Annotated in this window: 28 protein-coding genes; 16 read left to right on the plus strand and 12 right to left on the minus strand. The window is 44.3% G+C overall.

Translation table 11 applies throughout. From position 1 onward, the window contains the following. Positions 1-6 precede the first annotated feature (6 nt). From ATY38_RS12135 to ATY38_RS12160, 6 genes are read left to right on the plus strand one after another with little or no spacing between them, the layout of a single operon-like run. Positions 7-384, plus strand: a complete 378-nt coding sequence (locus ATY38_RS12135; protein ID WP_062559531.1) for a hypothetical protein — start codon at positions 7-9, stop codon at positions 382-384. After that, positions 359-1,663 carry a terminase large subunit domain-containing protein gene (locus ATY38_RS12140; RefSeq protein WP_062559532.1) on the plus strand — a complete coding sequence of 435 codons (1,305 nt, stop codon included), beginning with the start codon at positions 359-361 and terminating at the stop codon, positions 1,661-1,663. Before ATY38_RS12135 ends, ATY38_RS12140 begins: the two co-directional genes overlap by 26 nt. Before the next feature lie 4 nt (positions 1,664-1,667). Continuing rightward, positions 1,668-3,074 carry a DUF4055 domain-containing protein gene (locus ATY38_RS12145; RefSeq protein ID WP_158441779.1) on the plus strand — a complete coding sequence of 469 codons (1,407 nt, stop codon included), beginning with the start codon at positions 1,668-1,670 and terminating at the stop codon, positions 3,072-3,074. Beyond that, positions 3,061-4,260 (plus strand): phage minor head protein, encoded by a 1,200-nt coding sequence (locus ATY38_RS12150; RefSeq protein ID WP_062559534.1) that lies wholly within the window; start codon positions 3,061-3,063, stop codon positions 4,258-4,260. The genes ATY38_RS12145 and ATY38_RS12150 overlap by 14 nt, the downstream gene beginning before the upstream one ends. Before the next feature lie 12 nt (positions 4,261-4,272). Beyond that, complete coding sequence (locus ATY38_RS12155; RefSeq protein ID WP_062559535.1) at positions 4,273-5,097, plus strand: hypothetical protein; 825 nt, start codon at positions 4,273-4,275, stop codon at positions 5,095-5,097. Next, on the plus strand, positions 5,094-5,531 hold the full coding sequence (locus ATY38_RS12160) for an Ntn hydrolase family protein (protein WP_062559536.1): 438 nt from the start codon (positions 5,094-5,096) through the stop codon (positions 5,529-5,531). Before ATY38_RS12155 ends, ATY38_RS12160 begins: the two co-directional genes overlap by 4 nt. Positions 5,532-5,653: 122 nt before the next feature. Here the strand turns inward: ATY38_RS12160 and ATY38_RS12165 are convergent, their stop codons facing one another. The 12 genes from ATY38_RS12165 to ATY38_RS12210 form a co-directional block, all read right to left on the minus strand. Beyond that, a complete protein-coding gene (locus tag ATY38_RS12165; RefSeq protein ID WP_062559537.1) occupies positions 5,654-5,905 on the minus strand; it encodes a hypothetical protein in 252 nt (83 codons plus the stop codon). Between the two features lie 54 nt (positions 5,906-5,959). Then, positions 5,960-6,376 carry a type II toxin-antitoxin system HicB family antitoxin gene (locus ATY38_RS12170; protein ID WP_062559538.1) on the minus strand — a complete coding sequence of 139 codons (417 nt, stop codon included), beginning with the start codon at positions 6,374-6,376 and terminating at the stop codon, positions 5,960-5,962. Continuing rightward, positions 6,373-6,558, minus strand: a complete 186-nt coding sequence (locus ATY38_RS17095; protein ID WP_062559539.1) for a type II toxin-antitoxin system HicA family toxin — start codon at positions 6,556-6,558, stop codon at positions 6,373-6,375. The genes ATY38_RS12170 and ATY38_RS17095 overlap by 4 nt, the downstream gene beginning before the upstream one ends. A 44-nt stretch (positions 6,559-6,602) precedes the next feature. Then, positions 6,603-6,779: a hypothetical protein gene (locus ATY38_RS16115; RefSeq protein WP_158441780.1), complete on the minus strand. Its 177-nt coding sequence runs from the start codon at positions 6,777-6,779 to the stop codon at positions 6,603-6,605. Between the two features lie 59 nt (positions 6,780-6,838). Beyond that, complete coding sequence (locus tag ATY38_RS12180; protein WP_062559540.1) at positions 6,839-7,267, minus strand: hypothetical protein; 429 nt, start codon at positions 7,265-7,267, stop codon at positions 6,839-6,841. Positions 7,268-7,311: 44 nt separating this feature from the next. Then, positions 7,312-7,464 (minus strand): hypothetical protein, encoded by a 153-nt coding sequence (locus tag ATY38_RS16120; protein ID WP_158441781.1) that lies wholly within the window; start codon positions 7,462-7,464, stop codon positions 7,312-7,314. A 79-nt stretch (positions 7,465-7,543) separates the two neighbouring features. Next, on the minus strand, positions 7,544-7,813 hold the full coding sequence (locus ATY38_RS12185; protein ID WP_062559541.1) for a hypothetical protein: 270 nt from the start codon (positions 7,811-7,813) through the stop codon (positions 7,544-7,546). After that, positions 7,810-8,088, minus strand: coding sequence for a hypothetical protein (locus tag ATY38_RS12190; RefSeq protein WP_062559542.1), 279 nt, complete (start codon positions 8,086-8,088; stop codon positions 7,810-7,812). Before ATY38_RS12190 ends, ATY38_RS12185 begins: the two co-directional genes overlap by 4 nt. 46 nt (positions 8,089-8,134) lie before the next feature. Continuing rightward, complete coding sequence (locus ATY38_RS12195; RefSeq protein ID WP_062559543.1) at positions 8,135-8,920, minus strand: ArdC-like ssDNA-binding domain-containing protein; 786 nt, start codon at positions 8,918-8,920, stop codon at positions 8,135-8,137. A gap of 150 nt (positions 8,921-9,070) precedes the next feature. After that, positions 9,071-10,780: a DUF4942 domain-containing protein gene (locus ATY38_RS12200; protein ID WP_062559544.1), complete on the minus strand. Its 1,710-nt coding sequence runs from the start codon at positions 10,778-10,780 to the stop codon at positions 9,071-9,073. 13 nt (positions 10,781-10,793) lie between these two features. After that, complete coding sequence (locus tag ATY38_RS12205) at positions 10,794-10,991, minus strand: hypothetical protein (protein ID WP_062559545.1); 198 nt, start codon at positions 10,989-10,991, stop codon at positions 10,794-10,796. Positions 10,992-11,003: 12 nt separating this feature from the next. Continuing rightward, positions 11,004-11,327, minus strand: coding sequence for a hypothetical protein (locus ATY38_RS12210; protein ID WP_062559546.1), 324 nt, complete (start codon positions 11,325-11,327; stop codon positions 11,004-11,006). A 353-nt stretch (positions 11,328-11,680) separates the two neighbouring features. Between ATY38_RS12210 and ATY38_RS12215 the strand changes: the two genes are divergently transcribed. The 10 genes from ATY38_RS12215 (at position 11,681) to ATY38_RS12255 (ending at position 18,061) form a co-directional block, all read left to right on the plus strand. Next, complete coding sequence (locus ATY38_RS12215; protein ID WP_062559547.1) at positions 11,681-12,706, plus strand: hypothetical protein; 1,026 nt, start codon at positions 11,681-11,683, stop codon at positions 12,704-12,706. 4 nt (positions 12,707-12,710) lie between these two features. Then, positions 12,711-13,229, plus strand: coding sequence for a hypothetical protein (locus tag ATY38_RS12220; RefSeq protein ID WP_062559548.1), 519 nt, complete (start codon positions 12,711-12,713; stop codon positions 13,227-13,229). A 2-nt stretch (positions 13,230-13,231) separates the two neighbouring features. Continuing rightward, positions 13,232-13,834 (plus strand): hypothetical protein, encoded by a 603-nt coding sequence (locus ATY38_RS12225; protein WP_062559549.1) that lies wholly within the window; start codon positions 13,232-13,234, stop codon positions 13,832-13,834. Positions 13,835-13,839: 5 nt separating this feature from the next. Beyond that, positions 13,840-14,355 (plus strand): DnaT-like ssDNA-binding protein, encoded by a 516-nt coding sequence (locus tag ATY38_RS12230; RefSeq protein WP_062559550.1) that lies wholly within the window; start codon positions 13,840-13,842, stop codon positions 14,353-14,355. Next, the gene (locus ATY38_RS12235) at positions 14,352-14,753 is read left to right on the plus strand and encodes a hypothetical protein (protein WP_143023462.1); all 402 of its coding nucleotides are present in this window, start codon (positions 14,352-14,354) and stop codon (positions 14,751-14,753) included. Before ATY38_RS12230 ends, ATY38_RS12235 begins: the two co-directional genes overlap by 4 nt. Beyond that, the gene (locus ATY38_RS12240; RefSeq protein ID WP_062559552.1) at positions 14,753-15,175 is read left to right on the plus strand and encodes a hypothetical protein; all 423 of its coding nucleotides are present in this window, start codon (positions 14,753-14,755) and stop codon (positions 15,173-15,175) included. The genes ATY38_RS12235 and ATY38_RS12240 overlap by 1 nt, the downstream gene beginning before the upstream one ends. A 20-nt stretch (positions 15,176-15,195) precedes the next feature. Then, positions 15,196-16,737 carry a phage tail tube protein gene (locus tag ATY38_RS12245; protein WP_062559553.1) on the plus strand — a complete coding sequence of 514 codons (1,542 nt, stop codon included), beginning with the start codon at positions 15,196-15,198 and terminating at the stop codon, positions 16,735-16,737. 110 nt (positions 16,738-16,847) lie between these two features. Beyond that, the gene (locus ATY38_RS12250; protein ID WP_062559554.1) at positions 16,848-17,279 is read left to right on the plus strand and encodes a hypothetical protein; all 432 of its coding nucleotides are present in this window, start codon (positions 16,848-16,850) and stop codon (positions 17,277-17,279) included. Positions 17,280-17,329: 50 nt separating this feature from the next. After that, a complete protein-coding gene (locus tag ATY38_RS17185; RefSeq protein WP_470381949.1) occupies positions 17,330-17,614 on the plus strand; it encodes a phage tail assembly chaperone in 285 nt (94 codons plus the stop codon). Next, positions 17,615-18,061 carry a hypothetical protein gene (locus tag ATY38_RS12255; protein WP_062559555.1) on the plus strand — a complete coding sequence of 149 codons (447 nt, stop codon included), beginning with the start codon at positions 17,615-17,617 and terminating at the stop codon, positions 18,059-18,061.

Raw genomic sequence — 18,061 nt, forward strand, 5'->3', positions numbered from 1 at the left:
AAGAAAATGGCCAAGGCATTCAATCCCAAGCCGCCGAAGGTTTTAGATGATAAGCAAATTGAGCAACTTGAAGCGTTGGCATCCTTTTTAACAATACCGCAAATAGCGGATTTTTTTATGATCGCTCCAGCAACATTTAAACGCATTTTAGATCGTCAGCCCATTGCGATGAGCCGCTATAAAAAAGGAAAATCGCAGGCGATTATTTCTGTCGCAAATTCTCTCGTTACAAAAGCCAGAAACGGAGATATCACGGCGCAAATTTTTTTTCTTAAAACTCAAGGCGGATGGTCTGATAAAAGTTCCGATTTGCCGGATGAAAAACCGCCGGCTGCAAAAGTTGTGATTAAGGAATACGATGGGCGCAAACCTAGCGACACTTGAAGAAAAGCTTGATCTTAAGGCTAATAGACCTCAAAGCCAATTTCTGCGCATGCCGCACAAATTCCGGGCTTTTGTCGCCGGGTATGGAAGCGGCAAGACATACGTGGGTGGGATGGCAATGTGCTCACATTTCAGGGAACACCCACAGATTAATGCTGGGTACTTTGCTCCAAGTTACCCAATGATCAGGGATATTTTCTATCCTACGATTGAAGAGGTTGCTTACAATTTTGGTTTCCGTGTACAGATAAACCAATCGAATAAAGAAGTTCATTTCTTTATTGGCCGCTGGTATTACGGGACTTCAATATGCCGTTCAATGGATGACCCCGGAAAAATAATTGGTTTTAAGATCGGCCATGCTTTGATAGATGAGTTTGATACCTTGCCCTTGATGAAAGCTTTGTTGGTATGGAAGCGTGTTATTGCCCGGATGCGTTTCAAGATTAAAGGATTGAGGAATGGCATCGACGTTACCACAACACCGGAAGGCTTTTTGGCAACTCATAAACTTTTTGTCGAGGATGTTATTGCAAAACCTGAACTATCAAACAATTACGGTTTAATTCAAGCCAGCACCTACGAAAACGAAATCAATCTGCCTGACGATTACATACCGTCAATGATTGAATCGTACACGCCGGAACTTGCTCTGGCTTATGTGAATGGTCAGTTTGTTAACCTTAAATCCGGCACCGTCTATCGCAATTACAACCGCGTTACGAACAATTCCAACGAGACCATTAATCCAAAAGGTGAAGTCCTATTCATCGGCATGGATTTCAACGTGCAGAAAATGGCTGCGCGGATATTGGTTCAGCGTCCAAACGGCTTTCATTGCGTCGCAGAATTAAAGGATATCTTCGACACGCCTGCAATGATTCGAGTGATTGCCGAGAAGTGGCCAAAAGCTTCTAACTTCAGGCACATCATCTATCCTGATGCTTCTGGGGCAAGCCGCAATACCACCGGAGCAGCAACCAGCGATATCAAATTATTGCTTGCTGCAGGGTTTGAGGTTCGCGCACACGCTTCAAATCCGTTCGTTAAAGATCGGGTGAATGCGGTCAATGTCGCTTTCTCAAAACAAAAGGTATGGGTAAATGCGAAAGAATGCCCAGATACTGCCAGTTGTCTTGAGAAACAGGCATATGACGATAACGGCGAGCCGGACAAGAAAGGCGGATTCGATCACGGAAATGATGCATTTGGATATCCAATCGCCTACGAAATGCCAGTGCTTCACATCATCAGACAAGCAACCACACACGGGACCTAAAATCATGAGCGTAAAAAACACACATCCGGATTACGACAATTCTCTACCCGACATTTTGATGGCACGGGATTTTTATTTGGGTGAGCGAGTTGTCAAGCGCAAAGAGACTACTTATCTAAAGCCTACCGTTGCACAGGTTCTGGATGGGATGGGAAAAGGCGACAAAGGCCGAGCTTCTTATGAAAAGTATATCGAGGGTGCGAGATTCCCTGACCTTTTTAATCAGGCTGTAGAAAATACGCTTGGAGTTATGCATGGGGAAGATCCTGTTATCCAGGTACCAACTAAGATGGAGCCCATACTGCAGAAAATTACACGGCAGGGTGAAACCGTTTACGGACTTTTGCGCAGAATCAATGAAGAGCAACTTATCCCCGGACGTCTGGGGTTATTGCTTGACGTCGATGAAAACACGGATTTGCCTTACATTTCCTTATTCAACGCTGAGTCTGTGACTAATTGGGATGAGGGGATTCTGGAATCCGGAACGGTGGCCAATCTTAAAATGGTTGTGTTATATGAGCCCCAAACCATACTTGATTCAGAACTTCAGTGGACTACCAAGGAAATGTTTCGGGTATGCATATTGTCCGGTAATGAATCGGGCAAATCTGTTTATCAAACCGGAGTATTTGAAGACACATTTGATTCCGCACAATTAAAACCAGTCCAGTTGATCGGAAAGTCACTGGAAAAAATCCCTTTCGTTTTTATCAACACCAAAGATTCATTGACTAAACCCGATCTTCCGCCATTTATAGGCCTGGTTAATGAGGTTTTGGGGATCTATCGATCAGAAGCCAATTATCGCTATCACTTATACATGCAATCGCAAGATACCCTGGTTCGTATCGGTCATATGAGAACGATTGAAAACGAGAACGAAACCGTCAGAACGGGAGCCGGTGCGGTGCTGGATGTCAGTATAGGCGGCGATGCCAAATTCATCGGCGTGAATTCCCAGGGGTTGACAGAAGAAAGGTTAGCGCTGGAAAACGACTACAAAAGGGCCGAGGAAAAAGCGCTCAAGTTGTTGGATAAGAAATCATCTGAAAGTGGCGAGGCATTGATAACTCGTAAGAATTCCCAAACGGCCAGCATTACCCAGATTGCCAAAACATCATGCGCAGCATTGGAAACCATCCTCAAAATGATGGCTGAGTGGATGAGCCTGAATCCGGATGAAGTAATCGTAACACCGTTTACTGAATTCGGGGACGTATCCATTACTGCCAAAGATGTCATCGACATGATGACAGCGAAAACTATGGGGGCGCCAATTTCACAAGAAACCATTCATGAGCGAATGAGAGAGGGTGGATTGACGGATAAAACCATTGATGAAGAGATTACCGCAATTGCTGGGGAAGATGATGTGCCAATGAGAACGGGAACCGATGGAGACCGCTAATCAGCAAATGTACGATGCGGCGCTGCGCCATCAAACCTACGTTCTGCGTTATGCGGCTGGCATCAGAAACAAGATCAACGAATTGCTTGATCAGACTGAGGACGAAATCGCCGGAAAATTACTCAACAAGTACGGGGACTCTTCACGAGTGGTAACAAGTTCAGATTGGGAGCGATTGACCAGGCTGCAGGAAGTTATCAAGGAAATCAGATCTGATGCCTGGAGTTCAGCCGGCACATTGCTCTCTGAGGAAGCGCTTTCATTTGTGGAACAGGAATCAAAGTTTTATACGCTTTTAATCACGAGCGTATCGCCGGTCATTATCGATACAGTTGTACCGAGCCCGGAAACGTTGAAATCTATTGTCACTGCCAGGCCATTCGAGGGCAAGCTGCTGAAGGATTGGGTTAAGGATTATGAAGAAAAAGATATCGCGCGGATAAATAAAATGATCAATCAAGGCATCGTTCAGGGCAAAGATGCCAAAGAAGTAGGCAGGCAGGTATTCGGAACGGTTAAAGCCAAAGGAACGGACGGCATAACGCAACACACCCGCGATTCAGTGAACATGATGGTGCGCACGGCTATTCAGCACATCAACGGTAATGCTCGGCGTGAAGTTGGTTTGATGAATGCCGAGATTATTGAGCTCGAAGAATATGTAGCCATGCTCGATGGCAGAACCACGATGCAATGCAAAGGTTTGGATAGCCAAACCTTCAAGCCGGGGGAGGGACCATATCCTCCAATTCACATCGGTTGCCGGTCAGCTCGTGTGATGTATATCAACCAGGATATCGGTGTGCGGCCAGCCAAGCCGGTTACTGAAAGATTGCTGGTCAAGGAATATGCCGAGAAGAATGATCTGGGGTCAATCAAAAAACGTGATGATCTGCCTTATGGTACCAAGGGCGATTATGACGAATGGGCGAGGAAAAGAATCCGTGAATTGGTGGGCCCGGTACCGGCCAAATTGAATTACAACGACTGGCTTAAAACGCAGTCAGCGGTTTTCCAATTGGATACCTTGGGGAAAACAAGAGCCGAATTATTCAGCAAAGGAAATTTGACCCTTGACAGATTTATCGATGCAGACGGAACAACTCTCACGCTTAAAGAAATCGCGCAGCGGGACGCGGTAGCTTTTGAGCGTGCGGGATTGGATGTTAGTAAATTTTTAAACTAGGAGACGACGCAAATGGCACTGAAAATCAAAATACCAAATCTTGAAGGACTTGAAGAGCATTTTCATTCACTGTACACCCAGCAATCAGACGGATCGTATCTGCTGACTGGAGTGGAGGGTATGAAAACACAGACTGATCTTGACGTCTTAACCACGTCATTGGCGAAGGAGCGCAAGGATCATAAAGCCACGAAAGACAAATATGCTGTGCTGGGTGATAAGGATCCGGTTGACATTCTATCCCAGCTCGATCGAGTATCAGAGCTGGAAGCGGCAGCATCCGGAAAGATCGATGAAACCAGAATCAATGAAATGGTGGAAGGGCGATTACGCACGAAGCTTGCCCCGGTAGAAAGAGAACGGGACCAGTTAAAAACTCAGCTCGAAGCCGCACAAACTCAGGTGAATGATTTCTCTGCCCGAGAAAAACGCAGAACAATACATGACAAGGTTCGGGAAGCCGCAATCGCGTCTAAAATGATGCCTGAAGCTTATGACGATGTTTTGATGTATGCCGATGCCATGATGGACCTTACCGAGGATGGCCGGGTGGTAACAAAGGATCAGGTTGGCGTTACTCCTGGCCTAGATCCAACCGTGTGGTTGACCGAGATGCAACAGAAAAAACGTTACTGGTGGCCAGGTAGTCAATCGGGTAATTCATTTGGTTCTGAGGGTGTAGGGAACTTAGGTGGCGAAAACCCATGGAGTGCTACCGGGTGGAACTTGACCAAACAGGCAGAGGTTCACTCACAAGATCCAAAACGTGCTGATCAAATGGCGCGGTCTGCGGGTACGACAGTCGGCGGTCCTAAACCACAACCTAAAGCTGCATGACAACGATAGCGTATAAGGACGGGATCATTGCGTACGATAGCCGTGTTAGAGCAGGTGATTTAATTATCGATGATAATATCGATAAGCACTTTCATGTAGGCAATGATCATTTTTTCATATCTGGGGATATAGGCCAGGCTGACGAATTTATTCATTGCGCGCAGTCTGGAAGCTCAGTAATGCGGTACATAGATATCCACGCGATAGCAATTCTTGAAGGTAAGCTCCTCATCATCGGTATAGAAGAGATCGATGGACATTCTCGTATGTACAAGGACATCCCTAGACTCAATTATCACTATGCTGTTGGTTCCGGCATGCGATTTGCATTAGCTGCAATGGACATGGGTGCTAGTGCAAAGGAGTCGATTGAATTGGCAATGAAACGTGATTCATGTACCGGCGGCACTATCAGAACTTTTGAATTCAAGTAGCAAATTGGGCGCTTAGTGCGCCCTTTTTAATTTGGTGGAATTACATCATTTTAGATTGGGATGAAAGTCAGTATTGAAATATATTTCTTTGCCATCAAAATTGCACTTCAAACTTCGTTCACCTATTTATCAAACCAAACTGAAACAGTGTAACCTGTATCCTCATTAGCGGTTAAACAAAAATCATGCAGAATTTGTGCTGCTTTGCGATAATCTGTGCTGCCTTCTTCATAAAGGTTAAATTTTGAGTAAATTTGAGTTAAGTTGTAAAACGAAACCCTCATACCCTCATTTATGTTTCTTACGCTGTAAATAACATACGCGCCTGCTACTTCACCGAATTTCAAATTCATTCTTTCGGATACTTCTTTCATTTTTTGTCCTGTCTTTCAAATTCTTTGAGCAAATCTACCAATTTCTCAAATCACTTACTCCAAAGACAAAACCAGCTTTTTACCTAATGCAGCTGCGGCTTTATCAAGCTGCTTTAAAGTGGGCCAGTGATGCGGATCTTCCAGGCGCTGAGCAACCGGCCAGGATGAATCGATAGCACGGGCGATATCAGCTAATGACCTATCACCTCTTGCCCATCGAACCAAAAGGGCAGACTGAACTTTTACTTCCGGAGCGATGTAATATGCCCCTTCAACGTTTTCGGAAGGGCGTGGAATATCCGTTCCATTTTCAAGAAAACATTCCATCATTCCCGTTAAAACTTCCGCAGCGTTAAATAAGCATTCTTCGATTGTTTCGCCACAAGTGAATACGTTTTCCATATCCACAAACTGCACATGAAATCCCGATGGTTCTTGAGGTTCAAATATTGCCGGATAAAGTGTATTCATTTTAATTTAACCCCCGATAATCTTTGGATTGATAATAATGTCCCTATGGGAACGTCCTTAGTGCCGTGAACCGGTACTGGTACTATGTACCCACCTTTCGCCATCATATGATGACTGCCATTGATGTGACTAAGCTTCCATCCTTCAGCCTGCAATTTCTTGATGATTTGTTTTCCGTTCATAGTAAGTATATCATATAACAATATAGTTATATAGTCAATATAAACTACTGTTTATTCTTATCAATTTCAGCATTTAATGTTTCAAGAATCCAGGCATTCATCTTCATATTTTTTCGTTTCGCTGCCTGGATATACCGACCTTTCTCAGCTGGTTTGCACTCGACATGGAGGTAAGACTTTCTCTCTTCCTGCCGTGGCTGAGGATCTTCCTTTTCATCCATTTCATTATTCCTTGTAATAAAAGGGGCTTACGCCCCTTTGGTTTGTGGTGAGGATAATTTTAAGCGGCTAGGTGTTCTTTCCAGAATTGTTCATTGCGAAAATAGTTGTGAACTAATTCGCTGACTTCCCAAGGTTGAGCTGTATCAAATCCAGGATATTTCGTAGCCATTAATGCCTGGGAAATCTTATCCTTCATGGCCGCCGATGGACGATTGCTCACATGCACGTATTTAACTTGCGGAATATCATGTATTACATTGTTCATATCGTAATAATCTTCCATTGCCCTGAATGTCCCAAACTGGTATTTGCTGGTGATTTCTTTTATTGCTTCCATCATAGCCGGATTGATATCTTCCAGATATACGGTTACTGCGTTACCCATTGAGAATCTTTCGCTGGTTACTTTGGCTTTGACGCCTAATTTTTTGAGCTCTGAGCGGATTGCTTGGGCTGCTGCTGCGTGTGGTGACAATTTTTTTTCCATCGTTTTCTCCTGTTAGCTGCCAGGATCCTCCTGGCCGGTAATTATTAAACTAATGTGAAACTAGATTTTCCGATCACGTCTGTTTCGCCATTTGCAAACTTTACGTAGTATCTTCCGTTTCCTCTGAATTCAAAAACTTCAATTATTTCTCCAACCTGGTGATCAAAGTAGTTTCTATTTAATTTTGCGTTTTTCATCTTCATTTCCTTTTTCTGTTTAATTTGTTGATATGTTCATTATACAGAGTATTGCAAAAAAAACAATAAAAACAACAAGTTAAATAGAATATTTTTGAAATATTTCGTACTCGGATTTTGATATTTCCGTTATCCTGTCGCAACGGACATCATTTCCATTATCATACCAATACACCCCATCGGCGTCTGGTCCGTCACGTCCACCTGGATCACCATCATCATACCAATCACATACAACTTTTCTCGCCGCTTTACTAACATCATCGTCTGGCTCGACTTTAATCGATACATCTTTGTAAAATTCAAACTCACCGCACCTGGTTAATATTGATAGTAGATAATATTTCATGGTTTCACCTGTTGGGCTGTGTTGGATCGGAATGATTGATAACTGCGTACTTTTGATTGTGTTTTGGCGAAATGATCGGAAAATTCAACCTTCACACCCTTTTCATTGATCGTTTTAAGGAATAAAGATAAGTCGCAATCTTCTTCCAGGTAAACCCATTCGCCGAGTTGGTATGAAAAGGCCGAGATTTCTTTCTCGATACCTAGCTCAATTAAGAGCGATCTTTTTACCTTCGCCCAGCCGTGACCGGGATCTGCTAAGAATTTAATTTTCATGGTTGCTTCTCCTATTTGGTTCGCCCCTTGCGGGGCTTTTGTTTAGTTATTGTGGCTTGACTTGCCCGGCTTTCATGATCTTGTCAGCTGCGCTGAAAATCTTCTGAGCTGACTTTTCCTGAATTTCACAGCTTCTTAGCCAGTGTTGGATATAACCCCGAGATTCGTCTAATCCGGGTAAACTCAACAAACTGCACAAAATGTACGCTACCGATTCTGCTTCAACCTCACGTATGTCTTGAGGCGTTGTATCGTGGTCAGTCATGGTGTGTTCTAGGGTATGGCCTAAGACAACATGCGCTAATTCGTGGAAGCGGGTTTTGTGTGGATATTGAGCAAGGGGATTGATTGCGATCGATGCGCCGGACGCATATCCCTGACAATTTCCATTGTAGTGATCGAATGTTCCCTCAGTTATTCCCAGCGCATTCAATGCCAATTCTCTGTCCCAGGATGGTACCGGAATCTCATTCGCAAAATCCTCGCCCTCAGTTTGCCAAAGCACGAACCAGTTATTTTTCCAAACAAACCGGGAAAAAACATGCTCTTCAGTTTCGCCGGTTGATTTGTTTTCCTTCTCGCTTTTCATGGTGATGGGCATGCACAGAGCGATTGCTTTCTCACCCTTTTTGACCTGCCGGCCTTTTTCTGTCCATGCTTTGTAACTTGCGATCGGTCCGAGTTTAATTCCTCTGGCAGCGCATTGGAACGCAGCCGCCATTACATTGCCCAGGCTGTAATTATGAAAGGCCGAATATGCTTCGCTGATGATGCCGGGCTGGTTTACTGCGTTGCTAAGTAGTGTGGAGAACTGTATATTGATTGTAGTCATTCTTAATACCCCTCGTATTGAGTTTGATTAGAAAGCCATTTCAGGGTGCCACCTGATTTGGCTTTTGTTATTTAGTTTTTCAACTTATTGATATTCTACACTTTTTTACCTAAAGGTCAATATAAGTAACTGAAAATAAACATAAATATTCTAATGTGCGAGCATTAAAAGACCGGCAACCTGACTATCATTTGCCAGGGAATATGACGAATTAAGATATTCTTTTACTTCCTCAACCGGAACATCCATTTCAGCAGCTGCATGCTGCGCGTTATGAATCCATCCGCGCAATCTACCAACTTCCACATTGAATGCCAGCATGAAAGACTGGTTAAATTTGACATGCATATTACCGTTCATGTAAACCCGTAATTCCATTAATTTTAGGTGCTTACCCGCTTTGGTGGTGCAGTAAAATTCTTCCTTTTGACCTGCTGTGAAATTATGATTTCTTACGCAATCATCAGAATTGAAGCCAAGATTTTTAGCAATCACAATCAAGTCATCGATAAAATTTGCTGACTCTTCGGTTAATCCGCCGCGAGACGCCCACCTATCATGATTCAATCCTCCGCCGGTGCGAGATATCACTAATCGATAATCCAGTTTGAAATGCGTGTGCTTATCGTAATCTTCCCGGAAATACATATACGAATTTTTTTTGAATACTTTTTCATTCGATTTATAGTTAATGATGCTTGCAGAATCGACCATTCTTTTGAAAGTATCGATCATTTGCTTATCCAGATATCCGTCAGCATTCTTGATTGCCCATACTGTTATCGCGTAGGCATTGGACGCGGTAAAGTCGATGTTTGTCTTGCGTCTAATACTTTCGATAAAGTTCTTTCGACTAGCTGCCGTGAGTCTTCCAGTAAGCGGCGAGTAATTGCTGAATAGCTCATTCCAGTACGAATTTTTAAGACCGCTGACCCTCACTTTTATCGATGAGATTATGGATTTTACTGAGATATCCAGCTCTTTGAATAGAGCTTCATCCAACGAACAAACCTTCTTGTAGTTTTCAATCAGGCCGTTTAACTCTTCGCGGTAAAGCTCATCCAATACCTCAATCATTCCATTGCCCGGAACAAGCGAGTTTTCTATATTTGCCTTCCGAGTTTCATCGTCTTCTTTTTTTTGAGCGCATTCAGAAATGTCGAGTTTCCTGTTATTTTCTTCCAGACCGAAAAACTCTTTTACCCATAAATCAAATGGATCAATCAGATTTTGCGTTCTGCCATGAGCATATTTCGAGCGCTTCTCGCTGTAATCAACGTGACATAACCAAATATAAACCAGGTCAACTCTCGCCCTCGCTTGACGATCTTCTGAATTCAAGAAATCAAACTCACCCAAGACTTTATAACCTGCTTTCCTAGATTCCAAAGCCGCGATAATTGGCTTTTGCTCTTTCCAGCGTTGCGGCAACACAAGGTAGATATAACTACAATTTGCTTCCCGAATGACTTTTACAGACCAATCAATAAATTCCTTGTACGGTGGATTGCTAAAAATACAATCAACCGATTTATCAAGTAGTGATTGCTCCCAAAAGTCCGTTCCCAAAATCCCGATATCGATCGGCAAACTATCAAGCAGTGGCCGAGCTTTCTCAATCGCAAAATAATCAATGTGTCGACGTGTTTCCCAATCAAGCTTCGGTGCCGATAGATGCTTATCTTTAAATCTCTTCAAAACTTTCCCATCACCGGAACCAACATCAAGGATGCTCTCTAATTCAAAGTTTGACGCATGGTCAAAGAATGTATCGATGATCTCGTTGGTTGTCGGGTACCATTCAAAGTCTTGGCCGGTTGCGTTTAATTCTGCCAATGCTTGTGCTGTTGAAGTTTTCATAGTTGTTCCCTAATTAGTTTCCCGGATCCGCCGGGTCGGTTTGCGAAAGAATCTTTAAATCTTTTACTAAAAATGCTGCTTTTTCATTTTTGATTGACCAAGTATGTTCTGGGTCAAGATCCACAATAATTCGATACCAATTGAAAATTGGCTCTTTTCCGACAACCGTTCCGGCACCGAATTTTGTTTGTACCCTCGTTCCGTTTCTCACTCTATCCCTCGATTACAGTGAAGTGGCCAGACCTGTTTCATCTTCAAACAAACCAATCAGCTGATCGTTGTAGACATCCTTAAATTCGCTGATAACTTTGTATTCGTCTTTGAAGATTCTGCCGAAAGTTACGTCATACAAATCATTGGCATTCAAAATGATTTTAACGTAATTGATCTTTACTCCTGGGATTCGAGGTAACTTGAAAGAGCAACCTCCTGATCCTTCATTGTGCGCAAATAATTCTCTAGCTCCGGTCATCGCGCGGAAGCGACCGCCGCCGAGTTGTTTTAAAATTGTTGCCGCGATCATTTTTGCTTCGTCATTAGTTAGCATTGTTTTCTCCTATTATTCTTGAATCCGTCAAGCCGGTAACTCTTGGCTTTTAAGTTAAAAAATGATTAACTTATATTAATAATCATACACTTACGATAATTCTGTGTCAACAATTATCAACTTTAAATCATGTTAAATACTAATCAATAACGTATTACACATGAAATATATTGATAAATTAAAAAAACAGTATTAATATTTACAGCGAATCGGTTGGTTGAGTTTGATCGTGATGAGATGACTCAGCTGGCTGAAGTGCTTCACGCATCATGAGATGCATTCATTATTCGTGAAGCCAGTCTCCATAGTGAGCCTGCTTCGAGTTAACAACTTTAAGCTATGGAGATTCAGAAATGGCCATTACAAAAGTAGCCGATCTCGTCAAACCAGAAATATTCCTGCCGTACGTTCAACAACAAACCACCGTTAAATCACGCCTGATTCAATCAGGAATCCTCGTTCCTGACGCTCAGTTGGATTTAGTATTGTTGGGTGGTGGAAATACCTTCAACGAGCCCTCATTCCGTGATCTTCCAGATGATGATGACAACGTTTCTTCTGATAACGAAGCAGTGTTAGCCACTCCTTCAAAAGTATCAACATCGAAAGAAATACAAGTCCGCTTGTCTCGAAACAAATCATGGTCATCGATGGATTTGGCGGGTGATCTGGCTGGTGCCGATCCAATGCTTTCAGTTGTTAATCGTGTGGCTGATTATAAAAATCGACGGTTGCAAGGCACGTTTATCGCTGTTGTTAAAGGATTGTTGGCGGATAACGCGGCGAGTCCTACCGGAACAGATACACACACTCAAAACGACATGACCGTGGACATTAGCGGTTCGTCTTATAGTGATGGTGTTACAAATTTATCCGCAGAAGCCGTGATTGATGCCAAATTGACCATGGGCGATAGCATGGATGAGCTTGGCCTCATTAGCGTTCATTCCATTGTTTATGGCCGCATGCAGAAGAACAATCTCATCGATATGATCCCTGATTCCCAGGGTGTTTATAACATTCCGGTATTTAACGGGATGGTCGTAATCGTCGATGATTCCATGCCTGCAAGCTCGGGCGTTTTCGAGTCCTGGTTATTCGGGCGCGGGAGTTTCCGATTCGGGCAAGGTTTGCCAAAGGTTCCGCTTGAATCTGATCGCGTTGCCGCAGCCGGTAACGGTGCTGGTATGGAAACATTACACCACCGTTGGGAATGGATTATTCATCCGGCTGGTTGCGCATATGTTGGCACCGCGCCATCGGGTGGCCCAGGCAATACTGCTGCCAGCAACGACCTGGCAAATGCCGGTTCATGGTCAAGAGTATGGCCGGAACGCAAGCAAGTTCACATCGCTCGATTAATCACACGCGAGGCTTAATCCCATGACTAAAGGCGTAAGACGCAGTGAGCGTCGCCCTTTAGCCGGGGGCAAACGGCAAAATTTCATACGGCAAAAATTTGAATTCAAGGATCTTGAAATCACGGTTGAAGATGGTGCACCTGGTTTCGGTAGCGCTGCATTGTTCAAATTGCCGGAAGGAAATGTTCTTATTCACGGCGCTGCTGGTTATGTGCAGTTATCGAGCTCTGATGCCGATCTGACAGCCACATTCGATGGCGATATTTCGATCGGCACTGGATCTGATGCAGATGGATCCTTATCGGGATCGGAAATTAACCTTGTGGCAAGCACTTCCCTGGGGGCTGCAACCAGTAAAGTTTCACCAGTTGTCCGGCTGGTATCCGCAACAGCAAGCAATGGCGTGATTCATGACAATACAGCCAATGATCTTCAGTTCTATGCCAACGTTCTGATAGATGATGCGGCCATTTCCGGTGAGGTCGATTTGCTGCTGAACGGCCACATGGAAGTCTTATATACCGTTCTGGGAGATGACTAATCATGGCGAAAACCACAAGTAATCAAGATCCAGTCTTAACTCAAGAAGATACAAAGAGTTCGGCAACTGCCGAGCAATCCTCGGCACTTGAAGCGGAAGCAAAGGGATTGGCGGATGAAGCAGCTGCAAAAGCTAAAGCAGAAGCGGATGCGAAAGCAGTTGAAGAAAAATCCAAGTCTGACGCTGCAGCAGCCCAGGCAGATGCCGAAGCAAAACGTCTCGCAGATGAAGCAGAAAAAGCAAAGCAATTGGATATGTCTCTTCCTGCTCGTAAATCTCGTGCTCAGGATGCACTTGATGAAGCATTGCAGGCACAAGAGCGTATCAAAACGATCGTTTCTGAAAGAACCAAAGCGTTGGATGCGCTGATTATTGAGGAAAGCAGTCTGGTGGATAAAAATCCAATGTCTGAAATTCAATTTTATCTCACCCGCCAGAATCGCAAGCGTGAAGAAAAAGCTGAGAAAAAGAAGGCAATGCTGGAACGCGGACTTGATCCGGATGAATTGATTAAGGCGCTTGAGACCCGTGCGCCGATCGATCAAAAGGGCGGTTCTGGCCGAAAACAGGATCCTCGTTCTGTTCGGACAACATCCGCTAAATAATCACAATGGCTTTCATAGTCGAAGATGGCACCGGCATGGCAGACGCTAACTCATACGAAAGCGTTGAAAATGCTGATGCCCATTTTGCCGCCCTTGGAATCTCAGCTTGGTCTGGCAGCGGTGAGGTGAAAGAAGCTGCCATGAGAGCCGGAACGGAATACATCGAGATCAGATGGCGCGGAAATCTGAAAGGGAGATTGCAATTTCCCGATACACAAGCTTTATTATTCCCCAGGATCAATATTTATGACGAAGAGGGTAGGCTGCTTTCCGGAACACCAAAAGAACTAAGAATAGCTACCTGTGAATATGCTCTGATCTCATTATCTCAAATTCTGATGCCCAATCCTATTGTTGATAGCAGCGGGAGAATCTTGATTGAAGAATCCGAAGGCACCGGACCTTTAACGGAAACCAAAAAATACCAAGCCGGATATTTATTAGCACGGCCATACCCCAAAGCCGATTCGTTAATGTCTGTTTTTGTTAAAAGCAGTGGCGGCGCCACTTGTTATGTGTGATGGATTACGCTGCCAGATTAGCCAAGGTCAAGGCAAGAATACGAGCTAAAGGCCGACAAATCACGCTATCAACCCTTGATCCGGATAGCGCGATCGAAGGTAAACCTTGGCGAAGCGCTACCAATCCGCGCGATCCTGAGAATACGATCCGCACAACCATTTCAGCTGTGAATATTCCGCTTTCATCGGCCAGTAGTCTAGGTATTCGCAGCGAAACAATCGAACTCTACAAGAATACCAAGAGCGTTTTTATTGCCGAGCCGGGCGAGGATACCCCGGAAGATTTCGATCAATACCATGTCGTGATTGATGGCGATCAGGAATCGAAGATCAGTTTTATTGAAAAGCTTAAACCGGCTGACACAACGCTGCTTTATTACATCGGGGTTGAGAGCTGATGACCACGCAACAGCAAGCTGCTGACGCGATATTCGGAGCTTTCAATGCTGCCTGGTCAGTCAATGCGAGCTATCCGGCTGTCTGGCCAGGGAAGACCCCTGAAGTAGAACCAATCAAACAAACGAATCCTTGGGCATTCGTAAATATTGTTCATGAAGCCGGGAAACAATTAAGTCTTGCGGGGGCTGATGGAAAAAAACTTTGGGGAAGAAAAGGCCGGTTTAACTGTGAAATCTATGTGCGCATTGGATCCGGTACTGAGGAAGCCTACACATTGGCCAGGAGTGTAGAGCTTGCTTTCTTGGGGAAAACCATTGACGGAGTTGTGTTCCGATCGATCCAGCTCAAAGAGATGGGAAATCACGGGGACTGGTTCTTGATATGCGTGTTTGTTCAGTTTGAATACGACGAAGTTATTTAATCAAGTGGAGGTGCTGAAAAATGGCAACAAATGTAAATAAGATCGATAGCAATATCACGGGGCTTAGGATAGCTGAAGAAGAAAGCATCAATGTGTTGCCAGTCACGCCAAACTGGGTGCCAGCCGAACCCAACGATTATGGTGATATTGGATCCAAAATCACGACTCTGGTTCGTAACCCGATTACTGACGGGCGCCAGCGTAAAAAAGGTGTTGTAACTGATCTGGAAGCGTCCGCAAGCTTCGGTTCGGATTTCACCCAAACTAACTTCCAAGAGTTGTTAAAAGGCGTGTTTTATGCCAATTACCGGACCAAAGCCGAAAGAACCGATATTCCTTCTGTAACCGTGCAGGCAGGGGACGATACTTACGAACTTGCTAGCACTACCGGATTCCTGGTCGGATCCCTTGTTTTCGGTTCCAAATTTACAAATGCAAGTAACAGCGGATTGCATCGCGTAACGGCGGTTGATCCTGATGTATCCATTGCTGTGGCAGAAACATTGACTACTGAAGCTTCTCCGCCTGCGGATAGTAAGCTGGTTGTGGTCGGTCATCAATTCGCATCCGGGGACATTACTGTGGACGTCAGCGGATCATTGCCAAAGCTGGTATCTGCTGCCTTCGATATGTCAACGTTAGGACTCACAGTTGGCGAATGGATTTATATTGGCGGCGACGAAGAAGCTCAGAATCCATTGAATGCGGTTAATTCCGGATTTAAGAGAATCCGCTTAATTGATCCAGATTTTTTAGAGCTGGATAAATCTGACAGCACCATGGTCACGGATGCGGGTACCAGCAAAACTGTTCGGATTTATTTTGGACGCAAATTGCAAAATGAAACCGGTGTGAATATCGTTCGTAAAACATACCAGCTTGAATTATCACTAGGCGCTCCGGATACCGCTCAGCCTTCACAAATCCAGGCGTTGTACATGAAAGGATGTTTGGCAGACAAACTCGATATCAGCATCGGTACCGCCACAAAGATTACTAACAACATCAGTTTCATTGCTACCGATTCCGAAACCAGAGCAAGCACCGTTGGATTGAAATCGGGTAACCGGCCAACGTTGGAAGATTCTGATGCTTATAACACCAGCTCGGATGTGAAGCGCATCAAGATGGCAAAGGTTTCTAATACAGATGAGGCCGCAGCGAAATTCTTTTCATTCGTTACGGATTTAAATCTATCCATATCAAACAACCATAAACCAGCCAAAGCTGTAGGCGTTCTGGGGGCATTTGATATCTCCGCCGGAACCTTCGCGGTTACTGGTGATGTGACAGCTTACTTTACCGACATCGAAGCCATTAATTCAATCCGCAATAACGAAGATATCACGATCGACGCAATTGTGGTGAAAGACAATGCCGGTTTTGCAATTGATCTTCCACTGATATCGCTTGGCGGTGGAAACCCGAATATTCAGCTGGATGAGGCGGTGAAATTGCCATTAACCATGGATGCGGCAACGGCGGCAAGTATCTCGCCTGATCTGGATTACACGGCATCAATCACGTTCTTTGATTACTTGCCGGACGTGGCAGAGGTATAACAAGCATGCTGGATATGGGACTAATACTGTTCTTAGCGTGTAACCCCCATATCGCGGCATATTTATTAATTGTAGTTTTTGGTAGTTTTTGCTTATCGGGAGAAATAATCATGAGCATGTACAAACAATTCGGCACTGACAAGGAATTAGAAAAGAAAGGTATTACGTTGGACTACGGCACATTCCGCATAACCGCAGCGCGCGCCGGTAGTTCAAACAGTAAATTCGTGCGCACTCATGAATTTCTCACCAAACCGGTTCGACGTTTGATTGAACAAGAAATTTTGCCGGTGGAAAAAGAGCGTGAAATTAATCGCCGACTCTACGCAAAAGCGGTTGTTCTGAACTGGGAAGTTCAGGATGAAAAAGGCAAATGGAAGCAAGGGATAGAAGGTCCTGACGGATCAATACTGCCATACACCGAAGAAAACGTGATTAATGCGTTCGCTGATTTGCCTGACTTGTTCACTGATTTTCAGATTCAGACCAACAAAATGCAATTGTTCCGGATCGCAGACCGGGAAGCAGACGCAAAAAACTAGCAGATGTCCTGCTTTACACGCTAAAGCAGGGCAAATCAGAAAAAACAATTATTGAACAGTGCGTAAGGGAGGGTAGGGAGCTTCCTAAAGCAATAAAGAATGCACCTGTTTTACTGCGCGGACTTGAGTTGTTTTTAGTTGCGTTTCACCGGCTTGATACATGCCGCACTGCAAGTTTCGGGGGGATAGGCAGCATTTCATGGATGACCATCATGGAATATTGCGATCGGATAGGAATTACGGATCAAGCTCAACGTGATGACATTGAATATCACATTAACGAGCTTGATTCGGCTTATCGTGAATGGGCTGAAGCGAAAAGGAAAAGCAAGTAAATGGCTGACTTCGGTGATTTATCAAAGAAACTGAGGGAACACGGCGACACGATTTTGGTTAATCAGAATAAAAAAACCATTCGTGTCGCTCTTGCTATTGATGCTCTCATTGTAAAAGCTATGCCGGTCGATACAGGTCGCGCCAAATCCTCTGTGGTGGTAACTGTCGGAGAATCATCCGCCTCAGAAATTCAAGCACCATACTTTGCAGGAAAAAAGGGAAGCACAGCCGGAGCGAATGCTCAGGCCGCAATTGCGCAAGCTGAAAGTGCACTGCAAGGCAGAGAGTTTGGTCAAGAAATTCACATCAATATCAACCTCCCGTATATCGACGATCTTAATAAAGGTCATTCTCCGCAAGCAGCTGCGGGATTCATTGAGCAGGCCATAAGGGATGGAATTGCAACTGAAACAGGCGTTGAAGCTTCCCTACTAAAGCGAACCTAA

The sequence above is a fragment of the Nitrosomonas ureae genome (assembly GCF_001455205.1).
GTDB classification, from domain to species: Bacteria; Pseudomonadota; Gammaproteobacteria; order Burkholderiales; family Nitrosomonadaceae; genus Nitrosomonas; species Nitrosomonas ureae.

Bases quoted from the DNA above. Each gene is read 5' to 3' on its own strand.
- ATY38_RS12135 (WP_062559531.1), top strand. From the start codon at position 7: ATGGCCAAGGCATTCAATCCCAAGCCGCCGAAGGTTTTAGATGATAAG.
- ATY38_RS12140 (WP_062559532.1), top strand. From the start codon at position 359: ATGGGCGCAAACCTAGCGACACTTGAAGAAAAGCTTGATCTTAAGGCT.
- ATY38_RS12145 (WP_158441779.1), top strand. From the start codon at position 1,668: ATGAGCGTAAAAAACACACATCCGGATTACGACAATTCTCTACCCGAC.
- ATY38_RS12150 (WP_062559534.1), top strand. From the start codon at position 3,061: ATGGAGACCGCTAATCAGCAAATGTACGATGCGGCGCTGCGCCATCAA.
- ATY38_RS12155 (WP_062559535.1), top strand. From the start codon at position 4,273: ATGGCACTGAAAATCAAAATACCAAATCTTGAAGGACTTGAAGAGCAT.
- ATY38_RS12160 (WP_062559536.1), top strand. From the start codon at position 5,094: ATGACAACGATAGCGTATAAGGACGGGATCATTGCGTACGATAGCCGT.
- ATY38_RS12165 (WP_062559537.1), bottom strand. From the start codon at position 5,905: ATGAAAGAAGTATCCGAAAGAATGAATTTGAAATTCGGTGAAGTAGCA.
- ATY38_RS12170 (WP_062559538.1), bottom strand. From the start codon at position 6,376: ATGAATACACTTTATCCGGCAATATTTGAACCTCAAGAACCATCGGGA.
- ATY38_RS17095 (WP_062559539.1), bottom strand. From the start codon at position 6,558: ATGAACGGAAAACAAATCATCAAGAAATTGCAGGCTGAAGGATGGAAG.
- ATY38_RS16115 (WP_158441780.1), bottom strand. From the start codon at position 6,779: ATGGATGAAAAGGAAGATCCTCAGCCACGGCAGGAAGAGAGAAAGTCT.
- ATY38_RS12180 (WP_062559540.1), bottom strand. From the start codon at position 7,267: ATGGAAAAAAAATTGTCACCACACGCAGCAGCAGCCCAAGCAATCCGC.
- ATY38_RS16120 (WP_158441781.1), bottom strand. From the start codon at position 7,464: ATGAAAAACGCAAAATTAAATAGAAACTACTTTGATCACCAGGTTGGA.
- ATY38_RS12185 (WP_062559541.1), bottom strand. From the start codon at position 7,813: ATGAAATATTATCTACTATCAATATTAACCAGGTGCGGTGAGTTTGAA.
- ATY38_RS12190 (WP_062559542.1), bottom strand. From the start codon at position 8,088: ATGAAAATTAAATTCTTAGCAGATCCCGGTCACGGCTGGGCGAAGGTA.
- ATY38_RS12195 (WP_062559543.1), bottom strand. From the start codon at position 8,920: ATGACTACAATCAATATACAGTTCTCCACACTACTTAGCAACGCAGTA.
- ATY38_RS12200 (WP_062559544.1), bottom strand. From the start codon at position 10,780: ATGAAAACTTCAACAGCACAAGCATTGGCAGAATTAAACGCAACCGGC.
- ATY38_RS12210 (WP_062559546.1), bottom strand. From the start codon at position 11,327: ATGCTAACTAATGACGAAGCAAAAATGATCGCGGCAACAATTTTAAAA.
- ATY38_RS12215 (WP_062559547.1), top strand. From the start codon at position 11,681: ATGGCCATTACAAAAGTAGCCGATCTCGTCAAACCAGAAATATTCCTG.
- ATY38_RS12220 (WP_062559548.1), top strand. From the start codon at position 12,711: ATGACTAAAGGCGTAAGACGCAGTGAGCGTCGCCCTTTAGCCGGGGGC.
- ATY38_RS12225 (WP_062559549.1), top strand. From the start codon at position 13,232: ATGGCGAAAACCACAAGTAATCAAGATCCAGTCTTAACTCAAGAAGAT.
- ATY38_RS12230 (WP_062559550.1), top strand. From the start codon at position 13,840: ATGGCTTTCATAGTCGAAGATGGCACCGGCATGGCAGACGCTAACTCA.
- ATY38_RS12240 (WP_062559552.1), top strand. From the start codon at position 14,753: ATGACCACGCAACAGCAAGCTGCTGACGCGATATTCGGAGCTTTCAAT.
- ATY38_RS12245 (WP_062559553.1), top strand. From the start codon at position 15,196: ATGGCAACAAATGTAAATAAGATCGATAGCAATATCACGGGGCTTAGG.
- ATY38_RS12250 (WP_062559554.1), top strand. From the start codon at position 16,848: ATGAGCATGTACAAACAATTCGGCACTGACAAGGAATTAGAAAAGAAA.
- ATY38_RS12255 (WP_062559555.1), top strand. From the start codon at position 17,615: ATGGCTGACTTCGGTGATTTATCAAAGAAACTGAGGGAACACGGCGAC.